General features: G+C 69.8%; 17 protein-coding genes, 1 tRNA gene and 1 pseudogene. 13 read left to right on the forward strand and 6 right to left on the reverse strand.

Going from position 1 to position 16,144, the window contains the following annotated elements; translation table 11 throughout:
- Positions 1 to 45: 45 nt before the first annotated feature.
- From AC0IY0_RS02675 to AC0IY0_RS02685, 3 genes are all read right to left on the reverse strand, one after another.
- The gene (locus AC0IY0_RS02675; protein WP_147855529.1) at positions 46 to 552 is read right to left on the reverse strand and encodes an MmcB family DNA repair protein; all 507 of its coding nucleotides are present in this window, start codon (positions 550 to 552) and stop codon (positions 46 to 48) included.
- Between the two features lie 120 nt (positions 553 to 672).
- Entirely contained in the window at positions 673 to 1,449 is a 777-nt protein-coding gene (locus AC0IY0_RS02680) for a cobalamin-binding protein (RefSeq protein WP_471763000.1), read from the reverse strand.
- A gap of 16 nt (positions 1,450 to 1,465) precedes the next feature.
- Positions 1,466 to 1,987 carry a DedA family protein gene (locus AC0IY0_RS02685; protein ID WP_147910855.1) on the reverse strand — a complete coding sequence of 174 codons (522 nt, stop codon included), beginning with the start codon at positions 1,985 to 1,987 and terminating at the stop codon, positions 1,466 to 1,468.
- Positions 1,988 to 2,138: 151 nt separating this feature from the next.
- Between AC0IY0_RS02685 and AC0IY0_RS02690 the strand changes: the two genes are divergently transcribed.
- Together AC0IY0_RS02690 and AC0IY0_RS02695 are read left to right on the forward strand one after the other, a co-directional pair.
- Positions 2,139 to 2,387, forward strand: coding sequence for a type II toxin-antitoxin system RelE/ParE family toxin (locus tag AC0IY0_RS02690; RefSeq protein WP_471763001.1), 249 nt, complete (start codon positions 2,139 to 2,141; stop codon positions 2,385 to 2,387).
- Positions 2,388 to 2,485: 98 nt separating this feature from the next.
- On the forward strand, positions 2,486 to 2,794 hold the full coding sequence (locus tag AC0IY0_RS02695) for a helix-turn-helix domain-containing protein (RefSeq protein WP_471763002.1): 309 nt from the start codon (positions 2,486 to 2,488) through the stop codon (positions 2,792 to 2,794).
- Positions 2,795 to 2,891: 97 nt separating this feature from the next.
- On the opposite strand, the gene AC0IY0_RS02700 is transcribed toward AC0IY0_RS02695, so the two are convergent.
- Positions 2,892 to 3,803 (reverse strand): MBL fold metallo-hydrolase, encoded by a 912-nt coding sequence (locus tag AC0IY0_RS02700; RefSeq protein ID WP_147856573.1) that lies wholly within the window; start codon positions 3,801 to 3,803, stop codon positions 2,892 to 2,894.
- A gap of 175 nt (positions 3,804 to 3,978) precedes the next feature.
- Here AC0IY0_RS02700 and AC0IY0_RS02705 point away from each other — a divergent pair, with 175 nt between their 5' ends.
- The 5 genes and pseudogenes from AC0IY0_RS02705 (at position 3,979) to pdxY (ending at position 8,192) form a co-directional block, all read left to right on the forward strand.
- A complete protein-coding gene (locus tag AC0IY0_RS02705) occupies positions 3,979 to 5,319 on the forward strand; it encodes a sensor histidine kinase (protein WP_147856574.1) in 1,341 nt (446 codons plus the stop codon).
- Positions 5,320 to 5,328: 9 nt separating this feature from the next.
- Positions 5,329 to 5,991: a response regulator transcription factor gene (locus AC0IY0_RS02710; RefSeq protein WP_471763003.1), complete on the forward strand. Its 663-nt coding sequence runs from the start codon at positions 5,329 to 5,331 to the stop codon at positions 5,989 to 5,991.
- A gap of 192 nt (positions 5,992 to 6,183) precedes the next feature.
- A pseudogene (locus AC0IY0_RS02715) lies at positions 6,184 to 6,309 on the forward strand (pyridoxal kinase); the annotation flags it as partial.
- Between the two features lie 228 nt (positions 6,310 to 6,537).
- Positions 6,538 to 7,137 carry a phospholipase A2 family protein gene (locus AC0IY0_RS02720; protein ID WP_471763004.1) on the forward strand — a complete coding sequence of 200 codons (600 nt, stop codon included), beginning with the start codon at positions 6,538 to 6,540 and terminating at the stop codon, positions 7,135 to 7,137.
- A gap of 206 nt (positions 7,138 to 7,343) precedes the next feature.
- Positions 7,344 to 8,192, forward strand: coding sequence for a pyridoxal kinase PdxY (gene pdxY / locus AC0IY0_RS02725; RefSeq protein ID WP_471763005.1), 849 nt, complete (start codon positions 7,344 to 7,346; stop codon positions 8,190 to 8,192).
- Between the two features lie 20 nt (positions 8,193 to 8,212).
- On the opposite strand, the gene AC0IY0_RS02730 is transcribed toward pdxY, so the two are convergent.
- Complete coding sequence (locus AC0IY0_RS02730; protein WP_471763006.1) at positions 8,213 to 8,695, reverse strand: OsmC family protein; 483 nt, start codon at positions 8,693 to 8,695, stop codon at positions 8,213 to 8,215.
- Positions 8,696 to 8,848: 153 nt separating this feature from the next.
- On the opposite strand from AC0IY0_RS02730, the gene AC0IY0_RS02735 reads away from it, so the two are divergent.
- From AC0IY0_RS02735 to AC0IY0_RS02760, 6 genes are all read left to right on the forward strand, one after another.
- Positions 8,849 to 9,733 (forward strand): PhzF family phenazine biosynthesis protein, encoded by an 885-nt coding sequence (locus AC0IY0_RS02735; protein ID WP_471763007.1) that lies wholly within the window; start codon positions 8,849 to 8,851, stop codon positions 9,731 to 9,733.
- Positions 9,734 to 9,761: 28 nt separating this feature from the next.
- The gene (locus tag AC0IY0_RS02740; RefSeq protein WP_419831057.1) at positions 9,762 to 10,466 is read left to right on the forward strand and encodes an NUDIX hydrolase; all 705 of its coding nucleotides are present in this window, start codon (positions 9,762 to 9,764) and stop codon (positions 10,464 to 10,466) included.
- A gap of 275 nt (positions 10,467 to 10,741) precedes the next feature.
- Positions 10,742 to 11,722 (forward strand): ABC transporter substrate-binding protein, encoded by a 981-nt coding sequence (locus AC0IY0_RS02745; RefSeq protein ID WP_471763009.1) that lies wholly within the window; start codon positions 10,742 to 10,744, stop codon positions 11,720 to 11,722.
- Positions 11,723 to 11,980: 258 nt separating this feature from the next.
- The gene (glgX, locus tag AC0IY0_RS02750) at positions 11,981 to 14,248 is read left to right on the forward strand and encodes a glycogen debranching protein GlgX (protein ID WP_147910510.1); all 2,268 of its coding nucleotides are present in this window, start codon (positions 11,981 to 11,983) and stop codon (positions 14,246 to 14,248) included.
- A gap of 137 nt (positions 14,249 to 14,385) precedes the next feature.
- Positions 14,386 to 14,475, forward strand: a tRNA-Ser gene (locus AC0IY0_RS02755).
- Between the two features lie 145 nt (positions 14,476 to 14,620).
- Complete coding sequence (locus AC0IY0_RS02760; RefSeq protein WP_419831108.1) at positions 14,621 to 14,797, forward strand: hypothetical protein; 177 nt, start codon at positions 14,621 to 14,623, stop codon at positions 14,795 to 14,797.
- A gap of 1,002 nt (positions 14,798 to 15,799) precedes the next feature.
- On the opposite strand, the gene AC0IY0_RS02765 is transcribed toward AC0IY0_RS02760, so the two are convergent.
- On the reverse strand, positions 15,800 to 16,144 hold a 345-nt coding region (locus tag AC0IY0_RS02765), incomplete at its 5' end, for a hypothetical protein (protein ID WP_471763010.1).

Consider the following 16,144-nt stretch of genomic DNA (forward strand, 5'->3'; position numbering starts at 1 on the left):
GCTCCGCCACCGCCCCCCAAAGGGCTTACCCGTTGAAATCCCTCGTCAAAGCGCCCCTTCCCGCACCGCGCCCGGGTCGGCCAGCGCGTGAAGGATGCGGGCGGCGCTGTGGGCGAAGCGGAGGGTGACGGCCTTGCGGCGGGGGCCGCTGAGCGGGTGCTCCGGGGCTTCCCGCAGGATGCCGGCGCCGTAGCCGTCGGCGACGATCAGGCCGCACTCTTCCGGGATCAGGGATTCGGGCACGTCCTCGGGGATGGCGAAGAAGAACCGGTCGCAGAAGTCCCTGTAATCAGGCCACTTTCTGTCGGCGCGGAAATCCGCGACGCTCGACTTGATCTCCACGATGGTGAGCCGGCCGGCGCCGCACAGGGCGATCACGTCGGCGCGGCGGCCGTTGACCAGGGAGAATTCCGGCAGGGTGACGCAGCCCATCTCGGAAAACAGGCGGCGCACGCCGCGCTGGATCCGCAGGGCGGTGGGCGATTGCCGCCGGTCGGGGGGCAGGATCGTGGCGCCCGCCGGGAGCGCGGGGAGGCCGAGGGAAGCGGACATGCGGTTGCGGGATTCGCCTGTGTCGAATCGGGACATCCTGCCGAAACGCGGCCGATCCGTCACCTGCGGCGCGGGATCGCCCCCGGCCCATCGGCAAAACATCCCTGTGAATGCAGAGACTTAAGCCAGGAACGACCGGATCGCGGCAAACCCGTCGGTGAGCGCGGCGGGGCCCGGCTGGAGGATCAGCGGGGCCTTGATCTCGTGGATCCGGCCGGTCCGCACCGCCGGGATCGCGTCCCAGCCGGGGCGGGCGCGGATGCGGTCGACGTTGACCTTCTTGCCGCACCAGGAGGCCAGGATCACGTCGGGGGCGGCGGCGATCACCTGGTCGGGGGTGACGATCCGGTCCTTCGCGGCCGGCTGCCGGCTGAGTTCGGGGAACACGTCCTGGCCGCCGGCGAAGCCGATTAATTCGGAGATCCAGCCGATTCCGGAGATCATCGGCGCGTCCCACTCTTCGAAGTAAACGCGAAGTCTGGGCCGGGTCGGGGCCTGTGCGGCGGCGGAATGCAGGGATTCTTCGAAGAACCGTGCGAGCGCGTCGGCCCGCTCCGGGACCCCGACCAGGGCCCCCAGGGTGCGGACCATGGCCAGGCAGCCCGCCACATCCCTCTGGTTGAACAGGTGTACGGCGATACCCGCGCGGGCGAGATCGGCGACGATGTCGGCCTGGAGGTCAGAGAACGCCAGGACGAGGTCCGGCGCCAGGGCCAGGATCTTTGGGATGTCGGCGCTGGTGAAGGCCGAGACCCGGGGCTTCTCCCGCCGGACCCGGGGCGGGCGCACCGCGTAGCCCGAGACGCCGACGATCCGGTCCTCCTCACCCAGAAGGTACAAGGTCTCGACGGTCTCCTCGGTGAGGCAGACGATGCGCTCCGGCGGGAAGCGGCGCATCAGCGGGCCGGCCGGATCACCGGTCGAGCCAGGCGAGCAGCCCGGCCCCGGGGGCGAGCAGCACGAAGGCCCAGACCAGCGCCGAGCCGACGTTGGCCAGCTGGAACGGCAGCCGCGCCAGCCCGAGGGTGCCGGCGAGCAGCGGCACCAGGGCCCGGGCCGGCCCGAAGAAGCGCCCCAGCGCCACCGCGGCAATGCCCCAGCGGCCGATGAAGCGTTCCGCCTTGGCGACGAGGTCGGGGTAGCGCCGCAACGGCCACTTGGTGCGGGCGCCCGGCCCGACCCAGCGCCCGGCCTCGTAGGAGAGCCAATCCCCCAGCGCGGCCCCCAGGGCGGCGGCGCCGATCACCGGCCAGAGCGGGATGTCGGCCCCCCCGACCAGGGCGCCGATGCCGATCAGGATCACGGTGGCCGGCACGAACAGCGACAGGATCGCGATCGACTCGCAGAAGGCGAGCCCCCCGGCGATCAGCGGGGTCCAGACCTTGTGCGCCTCGACGAAGGCGAGGGTGGAGGTCCGCAGGGCTTCGATGTCCATCGGGCTCGGGGGGCGGCGGGGGGATCGGACCCATCTGAGGCGGGGGAGGGCGGGGGACAAGGGTTCTTTTTGGGAACTTGGGCTTCGCTGGAGGTGCTGGAAGGACGCGTCGCCATGGACGGGCCTGCGCCATGGGCTTATTCTTCCCGGCATGGAGAAGCGGCTCCATACGGTCGTCGAGACGAACGCCTTCCTGACCACGGCCAGGCGGATCGGCCTGTCGGACGACGAGCGCGCGGCGATCGTGAACCAGGTTGCCGCCGCGCCCCAGGACGGCGATCTGGTCCAGGGCTCGGGTGGGGTCCGCAAGATCCGTTTCGCCAGTTCGGGCGGCTACCGCGTGATGGTGGCCTATCTCGGCGATGATGGTCCCGCCTATCTTTTGGTAGTGCTGAGCTAGACCGCACGCGCGAATTTCACGGATGCCGAGATCAACGCCATGCACAGCCTGACCAAGGCCATCAAGCAGGCCCGGGATCGGTGATCGGCGAGGGATCGATGAAGAACGAAGCGTTTGAAACCGTCATGGCGGGCCTGCAGGACGCGCTCGCCCATGCCCGCGGCGAGGCGGTCCCGGGTCTCGTGGTGCACGCGCCCCGCGTCGCCGCCGATCTCGACGTGGCCGCCATCCGGCGGCGCACCGGCGCCTCGCAGGCCCGCTTCGCGCAGAGCATCGGGATCGCGGTCTCGACCCTGCGCAACTGGGAGCAGGGCCGACGCCGCCCGGAGGGGCCGGCCCGGGTGCTGCTGGGGCTGCTCGACCGGAATCCCCGAGTGCTGCAGGAGTTGCTGGTGGGTGAAGGTTGAGGGTTAATGCCGTCTGCTCCCGACCCGATGCGGTCGCCAATTGTCCATTGAAGAGACCTCGAAAGCGGACATCTGCGGTACTCTAGTTGCGGCGCAGCTAGACCAGTGCGTAACCCGTATCCGCACGCTCGATCCTTCCACTTGTGGCGAGGTGCATCCCGGTCACCCTCAAGCCGTCGACTGCCGCACGGTCGAGGATGCGCCGTCGCGTCGTGATTGCTTCCGCTGGATCGGTGTCCCAGATCACCGTCCAATCCGGATGCGGCATCTGTAGGATCCGCGAGTGGACGATATCGCCCCAGATCAGCAGGCGGTTGGAGCCGTCCGCGATCAAGACGCCCATATGTCCCGGTGTATGGCCGGGCAGCGGCAGCGCATGGATACCCGGTGCTAGCTCCGCCTCGCCGGAGACACGCCGGACCCTGTCAGGATAGGCCGCCAGCACCGCCTGTGCGGTCTCGAACATCGGGCTCAATGGAGCCGGAGCGGAGGCTCTGGCAGCCGCATCCGACCAGTAGGCCACCTCACGCTCCTGCAGCACGAGTTCCGCGTTTGCGAACCGCGCGAGGCGGTCCGGCGTCAAGAGACCGCCGGCATGGTCGGCGTGCAGATGGCTGAGCCAGATGGTCTCGATCTGCTCCGGCCGCACGCCCTCCGTCGCCAGTGCCGCGGTTACCCGGTCGAAGCCCGGCCCGAGGACGGTGCCGCAGCCCGCATCGAGCAGCCAGTGCCGTTCCCCGCGTCGGATCAGGAACGCGTTGACCGGCTCCGGCGACGGGCCCTTCGCAGGAAGACCGGCCCCCTCCAGCAAGGCTTGTCCGGCCTGGCTTTCGGCGGCCGGGATCATGCTCGGCTCCAGCGGAAAGAGGCCGTCGCGCAACGGCGTCACCGTGAACGCGCCGACCTGGTACGGGCCATTCACGGGCGCGGCCATTGCAGGGAGGTGAAATCCGAGCGGGAGCAGGGCGGACGCAGTCAGAAGGTTACGGCGAGACAGGTGAAGCGACATGGTCGGCTCCGTGGAGAGGGGGCAGCACCATCCTCCTGATCGTGGCGGGATCAGACCAGGGAAGTCCTCCCGCTGAAGCCCGGGCATTCTTCCCGTCCGAGTGAGCCATGGCTTGCGCACCCCCACGGTCCCGGTGCCAAATCAGAGCATCGCTTCGAGCCCGGCTGCTTGATCCATGAGCCTGCCCACACATCTCGGTCTGCGCCTTCTTGTTGTGGCCGCGCTCTGCCTAGTGGGGGCGATCGCATGGGCCGCCTGGGACGCTCACGCAAGCCTCCGCTGGGAGGCTGCAATGTCGGCAGATCGGATCGCCGCGCAGCTCGCGCGTCAGCCGGGCCTCGGAAGCGCCGGACCAGCTGCAATGCCCGCCAGCGCACCGCAGGCCGCGCCGGCCATCGTCACGCTCCTGCCGGGCATCTGCGCCGACATTCATCTCGGCGTGGAATTACCCCGCCGCTTTTGCGGTGACTGGGACGGCCTCGATGCCGCCCCTGCGTGGTTCCGCGAAGCCCTCGTCTGGGAGGCCGCTGCCGCGCCGACGATCCGGGCGATCGTGTATCGCGAGCGGACCATCGGCAGTGTCACGGCATGGCCCGATCCGATGGCATCTGCGGCTCGTCTCTGGCGGCGCACGCGCCTCGCAGGCGGACTGGTCCTTGGTTTAGCGGCGGCGACGCTCCTTCTCAACTGGCTCGCCGTGATGCGGCTCGTCGCACCGGTTGGGCGGATCGTGCACGGGCTGGAAAACCTCGACACGGCCGGCACCCACCCGCCGCTGCCACGCTTTGCCGCCACAGAGTTCGACCGGATTGCCCGCGCCTGCAACGCCCTGGCCGACCGGCTTGCCAACATTGAGGCCGAGCGCGCGGGCCTGATGCAGCGGCTCGTTACGGTTCAGGAAGAAGAGCGGCAGGCCCTTGCGCGCGACCTACACGATGCCTTCGGCCAGTGCCTGGCCGCTGCGGGGGCACGTGCCGCAGCGATCGAACTAGCTGCGCCCCCGGAGCGCGACGATCTTCGCGAGGACGCCCAGGGCATCGAAGCCATCATCGCCACCATGCGGGAGAGCCTGCGTGGAGCCCTGGCCCGCCTCGAACTGCCCGATCTCGCCGAAGCCGGATTGGAGGAGGCGCTGCGTGGCCTCGTTGCGGACTGGCGAGGACAACTTCGGTCCGGGCCGGCCCTGCATCTCGATGTCAGGGGCGATCTCACCGACATACCCGAGAACGTTGCGGCGAGCCTCTATCGGATCGCGCAGGAACTGCTGACGAACGCCTTGCGACATGGCCGGCCGAGCCGGATCTTCCTGCGGCTCGGCCGGTCGGAGGCCGGACTACGAGCGGTGACGCTGACGCTCGACGATGACGGCGGGGGCGATGTGTCCCGAACCACTTCTCACACGGGCCGTGGGCTCGTCGGCATCCGAGCGCGGCTCGCTGCCCTCGGCGGAAGCTTTTCGCTCACCGGCACCGGTTCAGGCATCCGTGCCTGTGCATCCGTGCCGACGGCCGGCTGAGATCGCCTCATGGCCACGACCATCCTGTTCGTCGATGACCATCCAGTCGTGCGCGAGGGCTATCGCCGCCTGATCGAGCGACAGCAGGGCTTGGTCGTGGTCGCGGAAGCCGAGAACGCGGCAATGGCCTATTCCCACTACAAGGCTCACAAGCCCGATCTCGTGATCCTCGACCTGTCGCTGCCTGGCCCAAGCGGTATCGAGGCCATCCGTCACATCCGCCAGTGGGATGGGTCTGCTCGCATCGTCGTGTTCAGCATGCGCACCGGGGCGATGATCGCGCGCCAAGCCTTCGCCGCCGGGGCGAGCGGGTATGTCAGCAAGGCGAGCCCACCCCGTGAGCTGCTGGCGGCGGTTGCGACCGTGCTCCGCGGCGACCGGGCGATGAGCGCCGACATCGCGCGCGCGATCGCTCAGGACGAGGTGGCTGGTGGGCGCACGGCGCTCGACGACCTCAGCCCGCGAGAGTTCGAAATCTTGAGCCTGACCGTCGGCGGGATGACCGCCCAAGCCGTAGCCGAGGCACTGTGTCTGAGCCTTAAAACGGTGCACAACAACCTCTCGGTGATCCGCGCCACTCTTGGGGCACGCACCGATGCCCATCTCGTCTGGATCGCGATTGGGGCTGGGCTTGTATCGCCCTCTGAGGAACTGTCGCTGAAGGAGCCCTAGCACTTCGTCTGCTTTGACGACCTTTCGACCAGAAGCCGACAGGCAGGAAACCACCCATCGCAGACCGCCTGAGCCGACACCAACCGTCGCCCCCCAAACCACCGCGCGCCGACCGCCCACCCGCGCGCTTGCGCCCGTACCCCGGATCGCCGACAGCTTCGGCTCTCCCCACGGCACCGGGGATCACCCACGTTGAACACCCTGTCGATCCAGTCCCACGTCGCCTACGGCCCTATCGGCAAAGCGGCGACGGTGTCCCCGATGCGGCGGCTCGGGGTCGAGGTCTGGCCGGTCCACACGGTGCGGTTCTCTAACCATGCCGACTCCGAGGCATGACCAGCCCGGTCTTCGCGGCGCAGAGGGCACGCGGCGGCACGGGCCGTCGTCGGAGGCAAAGTCTTCGGCAACCGCAACGGGTCGATGTCCGGCTCCTGGGCCTCGGCCCCGATCCCGTGTAGCGGCCCCAGCCCATCACCACTGCGCAGACCGACTTCGGAACGGAACGGGCGGGTTTCGCATTGCTGGCGCCACATGCGGGAGCCTGCCGTGAGACCCATCCGCCGCGTTCTTCTCGGGCTGTCGCTCCTGGCCGTCCCGCTCCTGGCCGTCCCGCAGCCCCTCCGGGCGCAGGCCGCCGCCGGTGAGGCGTATACCACCCTGGAGGCGGACGAGCCCCGCCCGGGGCCGCCCCCGCCGCTGCCGGACCTGTCCGATCCGAACGGCCGGGCGGGCGAGGCGCTCAACGAGCCCGGGGAGCGCTCCGGCATCCCCAAGACCCTGCGGGCGTCGGGCTCCAAGGCGGGCGGCCCGGCCAACGACCTCAACCCGAGCGGGCAGGCGGAGGCGCCGGCGCCGCCCAAGGGCGATCTCGGCAAGATCGCGGCCGGCGAGGACCTGTTCCACGGCAATTATTGCGGCACGGGCCAGCGCGGCGAGGGCCTGCCCCCGATCGACGCCCTCGACGCCGCCTGCATGCGCCACGACGCCTGCTACGACGCCGCCGGCTACAGCTCCTGCGCCTGCGACGCGACGCTGAAGCGGGAGGCCGCGTCCGTCTCGGACGCGCCGGGCGCCTCGCTGGAGACGCGGCGCCGGGCGCTCAGCGTCACGCAGGCGACGGTGGCCATGCGCTGCCGCGCGCCCTGATCCGCTCCCGCCGTCCCGCCGAGCGGGACGCGATCCGACCCGCCTGCCGGCCGCGGGGGCCGAACCCGAGGTGGGCCGGCCGTCCGAACCGCGCCGCTCGCGGCGTGCCCCCCGTGCGCGCCTCCCGTGCGTGCCCCCGCGCTTGCGCCCGCGCGCCGGATCGCCGACAGCAGCGGCTCTCCTCACGGCACCGGGAATCACCCGCGTTGAACGTCCTGTCGATCCAGTCCCACGTTGCCTACGGGCATGTCGGCAACGCGTCGGCGGTGTTCCCGATGCAACGGCTCGGGGTCGAAGTCTGGCCGGTGCACACGGTGCAGTTCTCCAACCACACCGGCTACGGGGCGTGGCGCGGCCCGATCTTCGAGGCGGACATGATCCGCGACGTGGTGCGCGGCATCGGCGAGCGCGGGGTGTTTCCCGGCTGCGACGCGGTGCTGTCGGGCTACATGGGCTCGGCCGCGATCGGGGCGGCGATCCTGGAGGCGGTGGCCTCCGTGCGGGCCGCGAACCCGCAGGCCCTCTATTGCTGCGACCCGGTGATCGGCGACGTCGCGGAGGGCGTCTACGTGCGGCCGGGGATCGAGGCGTTCCTGCGCGAGCGCGCGGTGCCGGCGGCCGACATCCTCACCCCCAACCAGTTCGAGCTCGACCGGCTCACCGGCCTGCCGAGCCGGACCCTGCCGGAGGCGGCGGCCGCGATCGCGGCGCTCCAGGCCCGGGGCCCCCGGGTGGTGCTGGTCACCTCGGCGCTCTGCGCCGACACGCCGTCCGACCGGATCGACCTGCTGGCCGGGGCGGAGGGCCGGGTGTTCCGGGTCCGCACCCCGCGCCTCGCCATCGCGGTGAACGGCGCGGGCGACTGCATCGCGGCCCTGTTCCTGGTCCACTACGCCCGCACCGGCTCGGCCGCCACGGCTTTGGGCGCGGCCGCCGCCTCGGTATACGGCCTCCTGAAGCGCACCGCGGCGGCGGGCTCCCGGGAGATCCTCACCGTGGCCGCGCAGGACGAGTATGTGAGCCCGAGCGAGACGTTTTTGGTCGAGGCGGTGTAGGGGCCGGATCGCGCACGCCCTCAATCCACGCCCTCCCGCACGATGGTCGGTTCGTGCGTCACCGCAAAGTTCACCGAGCGGGCGATGAAGCACTGCGCGTGCGCCCGGTGGTGCAGCGCCAGGGCGGCGTCGGCGTCCGAGTCCGCCGTGACGGTCACGCGCGGGCGCAGGGTGACCGTGGTGAACTGGCCCGCGCCGCCGGGCTCCTCGGTCATGCGGCCCTCGGCGGTGTCGGCGTAGGCCGTCACCACGATCCCGGCCTGCGCGCACAGGCCGAGATACCAGAGCTTGTGACAGGCCGAGAGCGAGGCCACCAGCAGGTCCTCCGGGTTCCAGCGCGCCGGGTCGCCCCGGAAGGCCGGGTCGGACGAGCCGGCGATCGTGGGCTTGCCCGGGGCCGCGACCTCGAAGGCGCGGTCGTAGCCGCGATAGGTCCGGGTGCCGGCCCCGGTGTTGCCGGTCCAGGTCACCGTGACCGCGTAGGCGTGCTCCGTGTCGGGCATGGCTCCCTCCCGTCTCCGCGGCCTGGGAAGCGGTGCCGCACTGGGCTAGGCTCCGGGACCGCGCCGCCCGGACCGAGTCGGGCGTTCGCACAGCCTAGCAAAGCGCGCCGCAGCCGCCAGCCGGTCGCGGGCGCCGCCCGGAGGACCGACACGATGGCGCGCCGCTTCGTCACCCTCGACGTGTTCACCGACCAAAAACTCGCCGGCAACCCGCTGGCCGTGGTGCGCGACGCCGAGGGGCTCGACACGGCCGCGATGCAGGCGATCGCGGCGGAGTTCAACCTGTCCGAGACGGTGTTCGTGCTGCCGCCCACCGACGCGCGGCAGCGGGCGCGTCTGCGTATCTTCACGCCGCGGCACGAGCTTCCGTTCGCCGGCCACCCGACCGTGGGGAGCGCCGTGCTGCTCGCCCTGGAGGACCCGTCCCGGGGCGATGCCCGGGCCTTCGGCCTGGAGGAGCGGATCGGGATCGTGCCCTGCGTGGTCGAGACGCTGTCCGACGGCAGCGGCGGCCGGGCGCGGTTCAAGCTGCCGGCCCTGCCGGAATTCCTGGGCGCCGGCCCGGACCCGGCGGTGCTCGCGCCGCTCCTCGGGCTCGAGCCCAGCGATCTCGGCACCGGCCGGCACGTCCCGAGCCGCCACGGGGTCGGGCCGTCCTTCACCTGCGTGCCGGTGGCCACGGTGGCGGCGCTCGATTCCGCCCAGCCGGCGCGAGGACCGGAGGCGCAGGACGGGCTCTACCTCTACGCGCCGGACCCCGAGGGGACGGGCCAGAGCTGGCGGGTGCGGATGTTCGCGCCGCATCTCGGCATCGCGGAGGATCCCGCCACCGGCTCGGCGGCCGCCGCCTTCGCGGGGGTGCTGATGCAGTTCGAGACCCTGGGCGACGGCACCCACGACGTGGCGATCCGCCAGGGCGAGGCCATGGGCCGGCCGAGCGCCATCGCGCTCCAGCTCACGATCGCGGCCGGCGCCCTGCGCTCGGTGGAGATCGGCGGCTCGGCCGTGATCGTGTCGGACGGGACCTTGCGTGTCTGACGGATTGCGGATCGTGGACGCCGCTCGGATGCCCGACGGCTTCCGGATCACCCGGCTCGCCGGGGTCACGGCGCGACTCGTCGCGCATGACTGGCCGTTCGCCCGGGACCACGCAGCGGAAATCGCCGAACACTGGCAGGCGCGGCGCGCCCGCAGCCCCGGGATGTTCGACGGCACCGTGCTGCTCGCCCGCGCCTGGTCGGTCGCGGACGGGATCGCCCGGGTCGACCTGTTTGCCGCCCGCTATTCCAGCTTCATCGCCTACCGGGACCGGGGCCGCACGGAAGCCGGCGTGGTCAACGCCTTCGCGGCGATCGTGCCCTGGAGTCGGGACGGTGGCGTGCTGCTCGGCGCGATGGGCACCCATACGGCCAATGCCGGCCAGCTCTACTTCCCGTGCGGCACGCCCGACCTCGACGACGTGCGGGGCGAGACCGTCGACCTCGCCGGCAGCGCCGCCCGGGAACTCGCCGAGGAGACCGGCCTGGCGCTGCCGGCGGATGCAGCGACCAACTGGGTGCTGCTGGCCGGGGAGGGGCAGCTCGCCTTCCTGCGCCCGGTGCGGTTCCCGGAGACGGCCGACGCCCTGTGCGCCCGCATCGAGGCCCACCGCCGCCGGGAGGCGGAGCCGGAACTCGCCGGGATCCACGTGGCACGGGGCGCAGGCGGCCCCGCGTCGGCCCGGATGCCGAGCTTCGTGCGGACTTATCTGGCGGATGTTTTTGGGGTGTAGGCTTCCGGAGCCCGGCGGCAGGGAGGCTGAGGGCCGGCTGGAGGGCTCCTTCGAAGCCTCCGCTGCGCGAACGCCCTCACGAAGACCCGGTTGGTTGAGAGAGATCCGCCGCAACGACACGTATCTTCTCTCGCGCGACGAAACCCGACACCGCCATCACCCGATGTGCCCGCAATACGGAGTGTCGTTTCCTTGTTCGCCGCAGGCGCTTCCATAGACTTGGCCGCTCCGCTGGACCCCTCGCGCACGCTGCGCCGGGCAACGAAACGGGCCACATGCGCATCCTCTCTGACGCCCCGAGAACGACCCGCCGGCACGCGGCCGCCTGGCTCGCCGCCGCCCTGATGCTGTCGGCGGCCGCCCCGTCCTGCGCGGCCGAGCCGGTGATGCTGCGGGTCGGCGACCAGAAGGGCGGCAACCGCGCGCTGCTGGAGATCTCCGGCTTCGGAAAAGACCTGCGCTACACGATCGCCTGGTCGGAATTCCCCGCCGCCGCGCCGATCCTGGAGGCGCTCAATGCCGGCGCCCTCGATGTCGGCTATACCGGCGACCTGTCGCTGCTCACGGCCTACGCGGCCGGCGCCCCGATCAAGGCGGTCGGCGGCACGAAATCGGACCCGCGGAGCCAGGCGATCCTGGTCCGCCAGGATTCCCCGATCCGGTCGGCCGCCGACCTCGCGGGCAAGCGCCTGGCCGGCACCCGCGGCGGCTGGGGCCAGTTCCTGATCGACGCGACCCTGGAGAAGACGCGGATTAGGTTGGAGGACGCCACCTTCGCGCCGCTCAACCCCGTGGACGCCAAGGTCGCCCTGGTCGCCGGCTCGATCGATGCCTGGGCGGTCTGGGAGCCCTACGTCTCGTTCGCGACCCGCAAGGACAACGCCCGGGTGATCGCCGACGGCGCGGGCCTGACCCCGACCATCACGTTCATTGTCGCCTCCGACACCGCCATCGCCACCAAGCGGGCGGCCGTGCAGGACCTGCTGGACCGCCTGAACAGGGCCCGGCTGTGGTCGCTCGACCATCTCCCCGAATACGCCAAGAGCACCGCCGCCCTGACACGCCTGCCGGAGGATGTGCTGCTGGCGGCCTATGCGGCGCAGCGGACCAGCCCGATCAACATCGACGACGGCGTGGTCGCGGAGGTCCAGGAGGCGTCCGATCGCGCGACCCGCTACGGCATCCTGGCCAAGCGGCTCGACGTCGGCCGGGTGCTCGACCGCAGCTTCACCGCGCCGGCTCCGAACGCGAACTAGGGCATCGTCCCAAAGGGTGGATTCCGGCTTTCGGAAAACGACGATGCGCAGCGAAAAACTCGCGCCGCGTGCCGGTTCCGATATCCGGCACGCGGCGCGAGAGGCGGGGCCCGCCGGCCCGAACCGCACCGCAAAAATTCGCCCGCCCCGGCGGGAGCTTCGCTGTTCCCGGGACGTTTGCGTTGCAGTCCGGGGTCACCGGCCGAGGCGTCCCGCGACGCGCGGCCGGCGTTCCGGGCTGCCAGCACCGGAGCTCCCATGGCCGACCCGACCCGTTCGACAAACTCGTCCCGCGCGACCCGCACGCGCATCCAGGAAGGCCAGCCCTATCCGCTCGGCGCCACCTGGGACGGGCTGGGCGTCAACTTCGCCCTGTTCTCGGCCCACGCCACCAAGGTCGAACTCTGCCTGTTCGACGACCAGGGCGAGAAGGAGATCGAGCGGATCGAGCTCCCCGAATACACGGACGAGATCTGGCACGGCTACCTGCCGGATGCGCGGCCCGGCACGATCTACGGCTACCGGGTCCACGGCCCCTACGAGCCGAAGGCCGGCCACCGGTTCAACCACAACAAGCTCCTGATCGACCCCTACGCCAAGGGACTGGTGGGCTCGATCACCTGGAACCCTGCCCTATTCGGCTACCAGATGGAGTCGGGCGACGACCTGACCTTCGACGAGCGCGACAGCGCGCCGTTCAACCGCCGCTCGCGGGTGATCGACCCGGCCTTCACTTGGGGCCGGCACCGCAAGCCCAACGTGCCGTGGGAGAAGACGATCTTCTACGAGGCCCACGTGAAGGGCATGACCAAGCTCGACCCGCGGGTTCCGGAGAAGCTGCGCGGCACCTATGCCGGCCTCGGCACGCCCGACGTGCTCGACTACATCAAGAGCCTCGGCGTCACCTCGGTGGAGCTGCTCCCGGTGCATTCCTTCGTGCAGGACGACTACCTGCAGCAGAAGAACCTGGTGAATTACTGGGGCTACAACACGATCTCGTTCTTCACCCCCGCCCGGCGCTACGCGGCGGTGCCGGACTTCGCCTTCTCCGAGTTCAAGGAGATGGTCTCGCGCTTCCACGGCGCCGGCCTCGAGGTGATCCTCGACGTGGTCTACAACCACACCGCCGAGGGCAACGAGAAGGGCCCGACTCTGTCGTTCAAGGGCGTCGACAACGCCTCCTACTACCGGCTCCTACCGGGCGAGCCGCGCTACTACATCAACGACACCGGCACCGGGAACACCTTCAACCTGTCGCACCCGCGGGTTCTGCAGCTGGTGACCGACTCCCTGCGCTACTGGGCCACCGAGATGCGGGTCGACGGCTTCCGGTTCGACCTGGCCACGATCCTCGGCCGTGAGCCCTACGGCTTCGACGAGGGCGGCGGCTTCCTCGACACCTGCCGGCAGGACCCGGTGCTCAACGGCGTCAAGCTGATCGCCGAGCCGTGGGATTGCGGCCCCGGCGGCTACCAGGTCGGCGGCTTCCCGCCGGGCTGGGCCGAGTGGAACGACCGGTTCCGCGACGACGTGCGCGCCTATTGGCGGGGCGATCCCGGCCTGCTGCCGGACCTCGCCGCCCGGGTCTCGGGCTCGGCCGACAAGTTCGACAAGCGCGGCCGTAAACCCTGGGCCTCGGTGAACTTCCTCACCGCCCATGACGGCTTCACCCTGCATGACACGGTGGCCTACAACGAGAAGCACAACGAGGCGAACGGCGAGGGCAACCGCGACGGCCACTCGCACAACCTCTCGTACAATTACGGCGCCGAGGGCCCGACCGAGGACCCGGCGATCCGGGCCGTGCGGCTGCGACAGATGCGCAACATGCTGGCGACCCTGTTCCTGTCGCGCGGCACCCCGATGCTGCTCGCCGGCGACGAGTTCGCCCGCACCCAGAACGGCAACAACAACGCCTATTGCCAGGACAACGAGGTCTCTTGGCTCGACTGGGGGGCGATCGGCGACGAGGAGCGCGATCTCGCGGAGTTCACCCAGCGCCTGGTCATCCTGCGCAACGCCCTGCCGATCCTCAGCCGCGGACGCTTCCTCACCGGGCAGTACGACGAGGAGTTCGGCGTCAAGGACGTGACCTGGCTGCGCCCGGACGGGGGCGAGATGGCCAGCGAGAACTGGTCCGAGGGGGCGGCGAAGGCGTTCGCGGTCCAGCTCGACGGGCGTGCCCAGGCCACCGGCCTGCACCGCCGGGGCGGCGACGCCACGCTGCTGATCATGTTCAACGCCCACCACGACCTGGTGACGTTCACGCTGCCCGAATCGCCCAACGGCGTGGCCTGGACCAGGCTGCTCGACACCAACCTGCCCGACAGCCAGGACGTCGAGAGCTTCCCGTTCGGCAATGGCTACGACGTGACCGGGCGCTCGCTCCTGATGTTCGTGCTCAAGCCCGAGGACACCCCGGGCGACGACGCCACCGAGATGGAGCGCTCCTACCAGCACGTGATGCAGGCTTTTGAGCGCGCCAACGTCGAGAGCGTGCATTTCCACCTCGACCCGGAGGCCTGAGACGCGCTGAGCGGGACGGTTTTCGTCCCGCTCAGGGTCCGCCGCTTGCGCCCGGCGGCGCACCCGGCTAACAGCACCCCACCGCGCGGCCCTGGTCGCGTCCGGCGCCTCGGTGCCCGGGCGCCCTGTCTGCGGTCGGAGGGGTGGCCGAGTGGTTGAAGGCGCACGCCTGGAAAGTGTGTATACGGGAAACCGTATCGCGGGTTCGAATCCCGCTCCCTCCGCCAATTGACCCGCAAAACCCGTTTATCCTCAACGAGTTAGCGGGTTCCATCTCAACCTTGCTTACAATGATACCTACAAGCCGCTCGCACGGGGGTGCGCGGGCGTCACTTGATCCCGTGGCGGCATCCTCGTTCCGAGGAGGGTGCCTTGATCTACGTGCTCATCATCATGCTGGCCGGATCAGGCTCAGGCTCGGGTTCTGCGATCGGGTCCATCGAGTTCAACAGCAAACATGCGTGTGAAGAAGCGGCAAAAATGATCGCCGAGTCTAACCGCATTTTTTCTGGGGCTACCGCCGTGACCGTGTGTGCAGCCAAGGGGTGAGCCCGCACGGGATGCGCGAGTAGCATTCATGAGGGCTACGTTCGGGGCCATCGACCGAACAAGCAAGGAGCCGTATTCTTGGGTGTCGACTCTCCAGCCGACCTTCCACGTCCGTCTCGACAGTGCCCCTCAACTCACCGATGGGGCGGGCGTGGATGTCGCTGGTGGTTGCCGCTATCAACTTAGCGTCAACCTCTCGTCGGCATCCTGCTTTTGTCGGCCCAGCGCCGATCTTCCACGCCCGCCGACGGTTTCACTTCGACGGTGGCGGCCCGGCGGGCGTGGATGCTTCGACTGACAACGTTGGCGGCAAGAGCGACCGTCACTGGGGAAATCTCCAGGGAGTCTGGCTGTCGCTGCGAACGCTCGCAGCGAGCCTTGCAGAATATACGAGCCGCGTTCCGGTCAGACTTCCAACCCAGTTTGTATTTCCGCTGGCCGATGCCGGTTAGGTTGGTTTTGTCAGCGGGCTGGGCGGCTCCTTGACGATCCAAGCCCGCCGCCCAAACATCCACCCGGTGTGAGGGCGGCGGGCGTGGATGCTTTCGCTCACCTGTGAGCGAAAGGGCTTCTGTCCGATCCGAAGATAACCTGTGTTCCACTCAGGTTTTGCGATCCCCGGTTTCGGGGAGCGTCATTGGCATAGGTTAGAGACGCGTCGTATCGCGCCGCGGTAGCAAAGACGGGTCGATCTCAAATTCGACAATCCGCTCCAGCCGCTTGGGTTTTCCCTAAGACACCAAACGGCGTGAGTAACTGCTGTGCAAAGCGACTCCACGCCCGCTTCTTGGTTTTCCCCCCCGATACCCAGCGAGTGGGCGTGGTTTTTCACATTCAGCACGGCAAGACGGAAATCGGTTTCGTTCCGCGAAAAGCGAAACAGTTTCGCATTTGACTGCCCTGGGGTAAGGCGGCCGGTGTTAGCGGCGGGATGGGTCGCTGACCTTCCACGCCCGCTTGACGAGCCAGCCAAAGCTTTTCCGGGCGGGCGTGGATGCCCTCTCACGATCGACACACCCGCGGCACGCCGCTGGCCGTGACAGGCACAGCGAACAACCCTGAAGCTGCGAACCGCCGGTCCGAGCGCCGCAGCAGCACCTTGGCTCGCTGCAGGTCACGATGGGCGAGCCAGGCCAGGAGCACGCGGCGGCCGAGCCAAGCGAAGCCAACGACGTGGCCGGCCAGGACGCCGAGGCGAGTGAAGGCGGTCACAGCGCGCCCGTCTCGGATCGGCTTGATGGCCCCGTAATTGGCCTCCAGCCGCTTGCCAATCTGGCTGAGCATGCAGCCCATCACGTAGATGCACTCGCGGTGCACGACGTCGTCGTGCGTGCCGAGGGTCGTCAG

Source organism: Methylobacterium sp. AC315, from assembly GCF_979253755.1.

Bases quoted from the DNA above. Each gene is read 5' to 3' on its own strand.
- AC0IY0_RS02740 (WP_419831057.1), top strand. From the start codon at position 9,762: ATGCCCGACGGCTTCCGGATCACCCGGCTCGCCGGGGTCACGGCGCGA.
- AC0IY0_RS02690 (WP_471763001.1), top strand. From the start codon at position 2,139: ATGGAGAAGCGGCTCCATACGGTCGTCGAGACGAACGCCTTCCTGACC.
- AC0IY0_RS02685 (WP_147910855.1), bottom strand. From the start codon at position 1,987: ATGGACATCGAAGCCCTGCGGACCTCCACCCTCGCCTTCGTCGAGGCG.
- AC0IY0_RS02705 (WP_147856574.1), top strand. From the start codon at position 3,979: ATGAGCCTGCCCACACATCTCGGTCTGCGCCTTCTTGTTGTGGCCGCG.
- AC0IY0_RS02680 (WP_471763000.1), bottom strand. From the start codon at position 1,449: ATGCGCCGCTTCCCGCCGGAGCGCATCGTCTGCCTCACCGAGGAGACC.
- AC0IY0_RS02730 (WP_471763006.1), bottom strand. From the start codon at position 8,695: ATGCCCGACACGGAGCACGCCTACGCGGTCACGGTGACCTGGACCGGC.
- AC0IY0_RS02700 (WP_147856573.1), bottom strand. From the start codon at position 3,803: ATGTCGCTTCACCTGTCTCGCCGTAACCTTCTGACTGCGTCCGCCCTG.
- AC0IY0_RS02675 (WP_147855529.1), bottom strand. From the start codon at position 552: ATGTCCGCTTCCCTCGGCCTCCCCGCGCTCCCGGCGGGCGCCACGATC.
- glgX (WP_147910510.1), top strand. From the start codon at position 11,981: ATGGCCGACCCGACCCGTTCGACAAACTCGTCCCGCGCGACCCGCACG.
- AC0IY0_RS02735 (WP_471763007.1), top strand. From the start codon at position 8,849: ATGGCGCGCCGCTTCGTCACCCTCGACGTGTTCACCGACCAAAAACTC.
- AC0IY0_RS02745 (WP_471763009.1), top strand. From the start codon at position 10,742: ATGCGCATCCTCTCTGACGCCCCGAGAACGACCCGCCGGCACGCGGCC.
- AC0IY0_RS02695 (WP_471763002.1), top strand. From the start codon at position 2,486: ATGAAGAACGAAGCGTTTGAAACCGTCATGGCGGGCCTGCAGGACGCG.
- AC0IY0_RS02710 (WP_471763003.1), top strand. From the start codon at position 5,329: ATGGCCACGACCATCCTGTTCGTCGATGACCATCCAGTCGTGCGCGAG.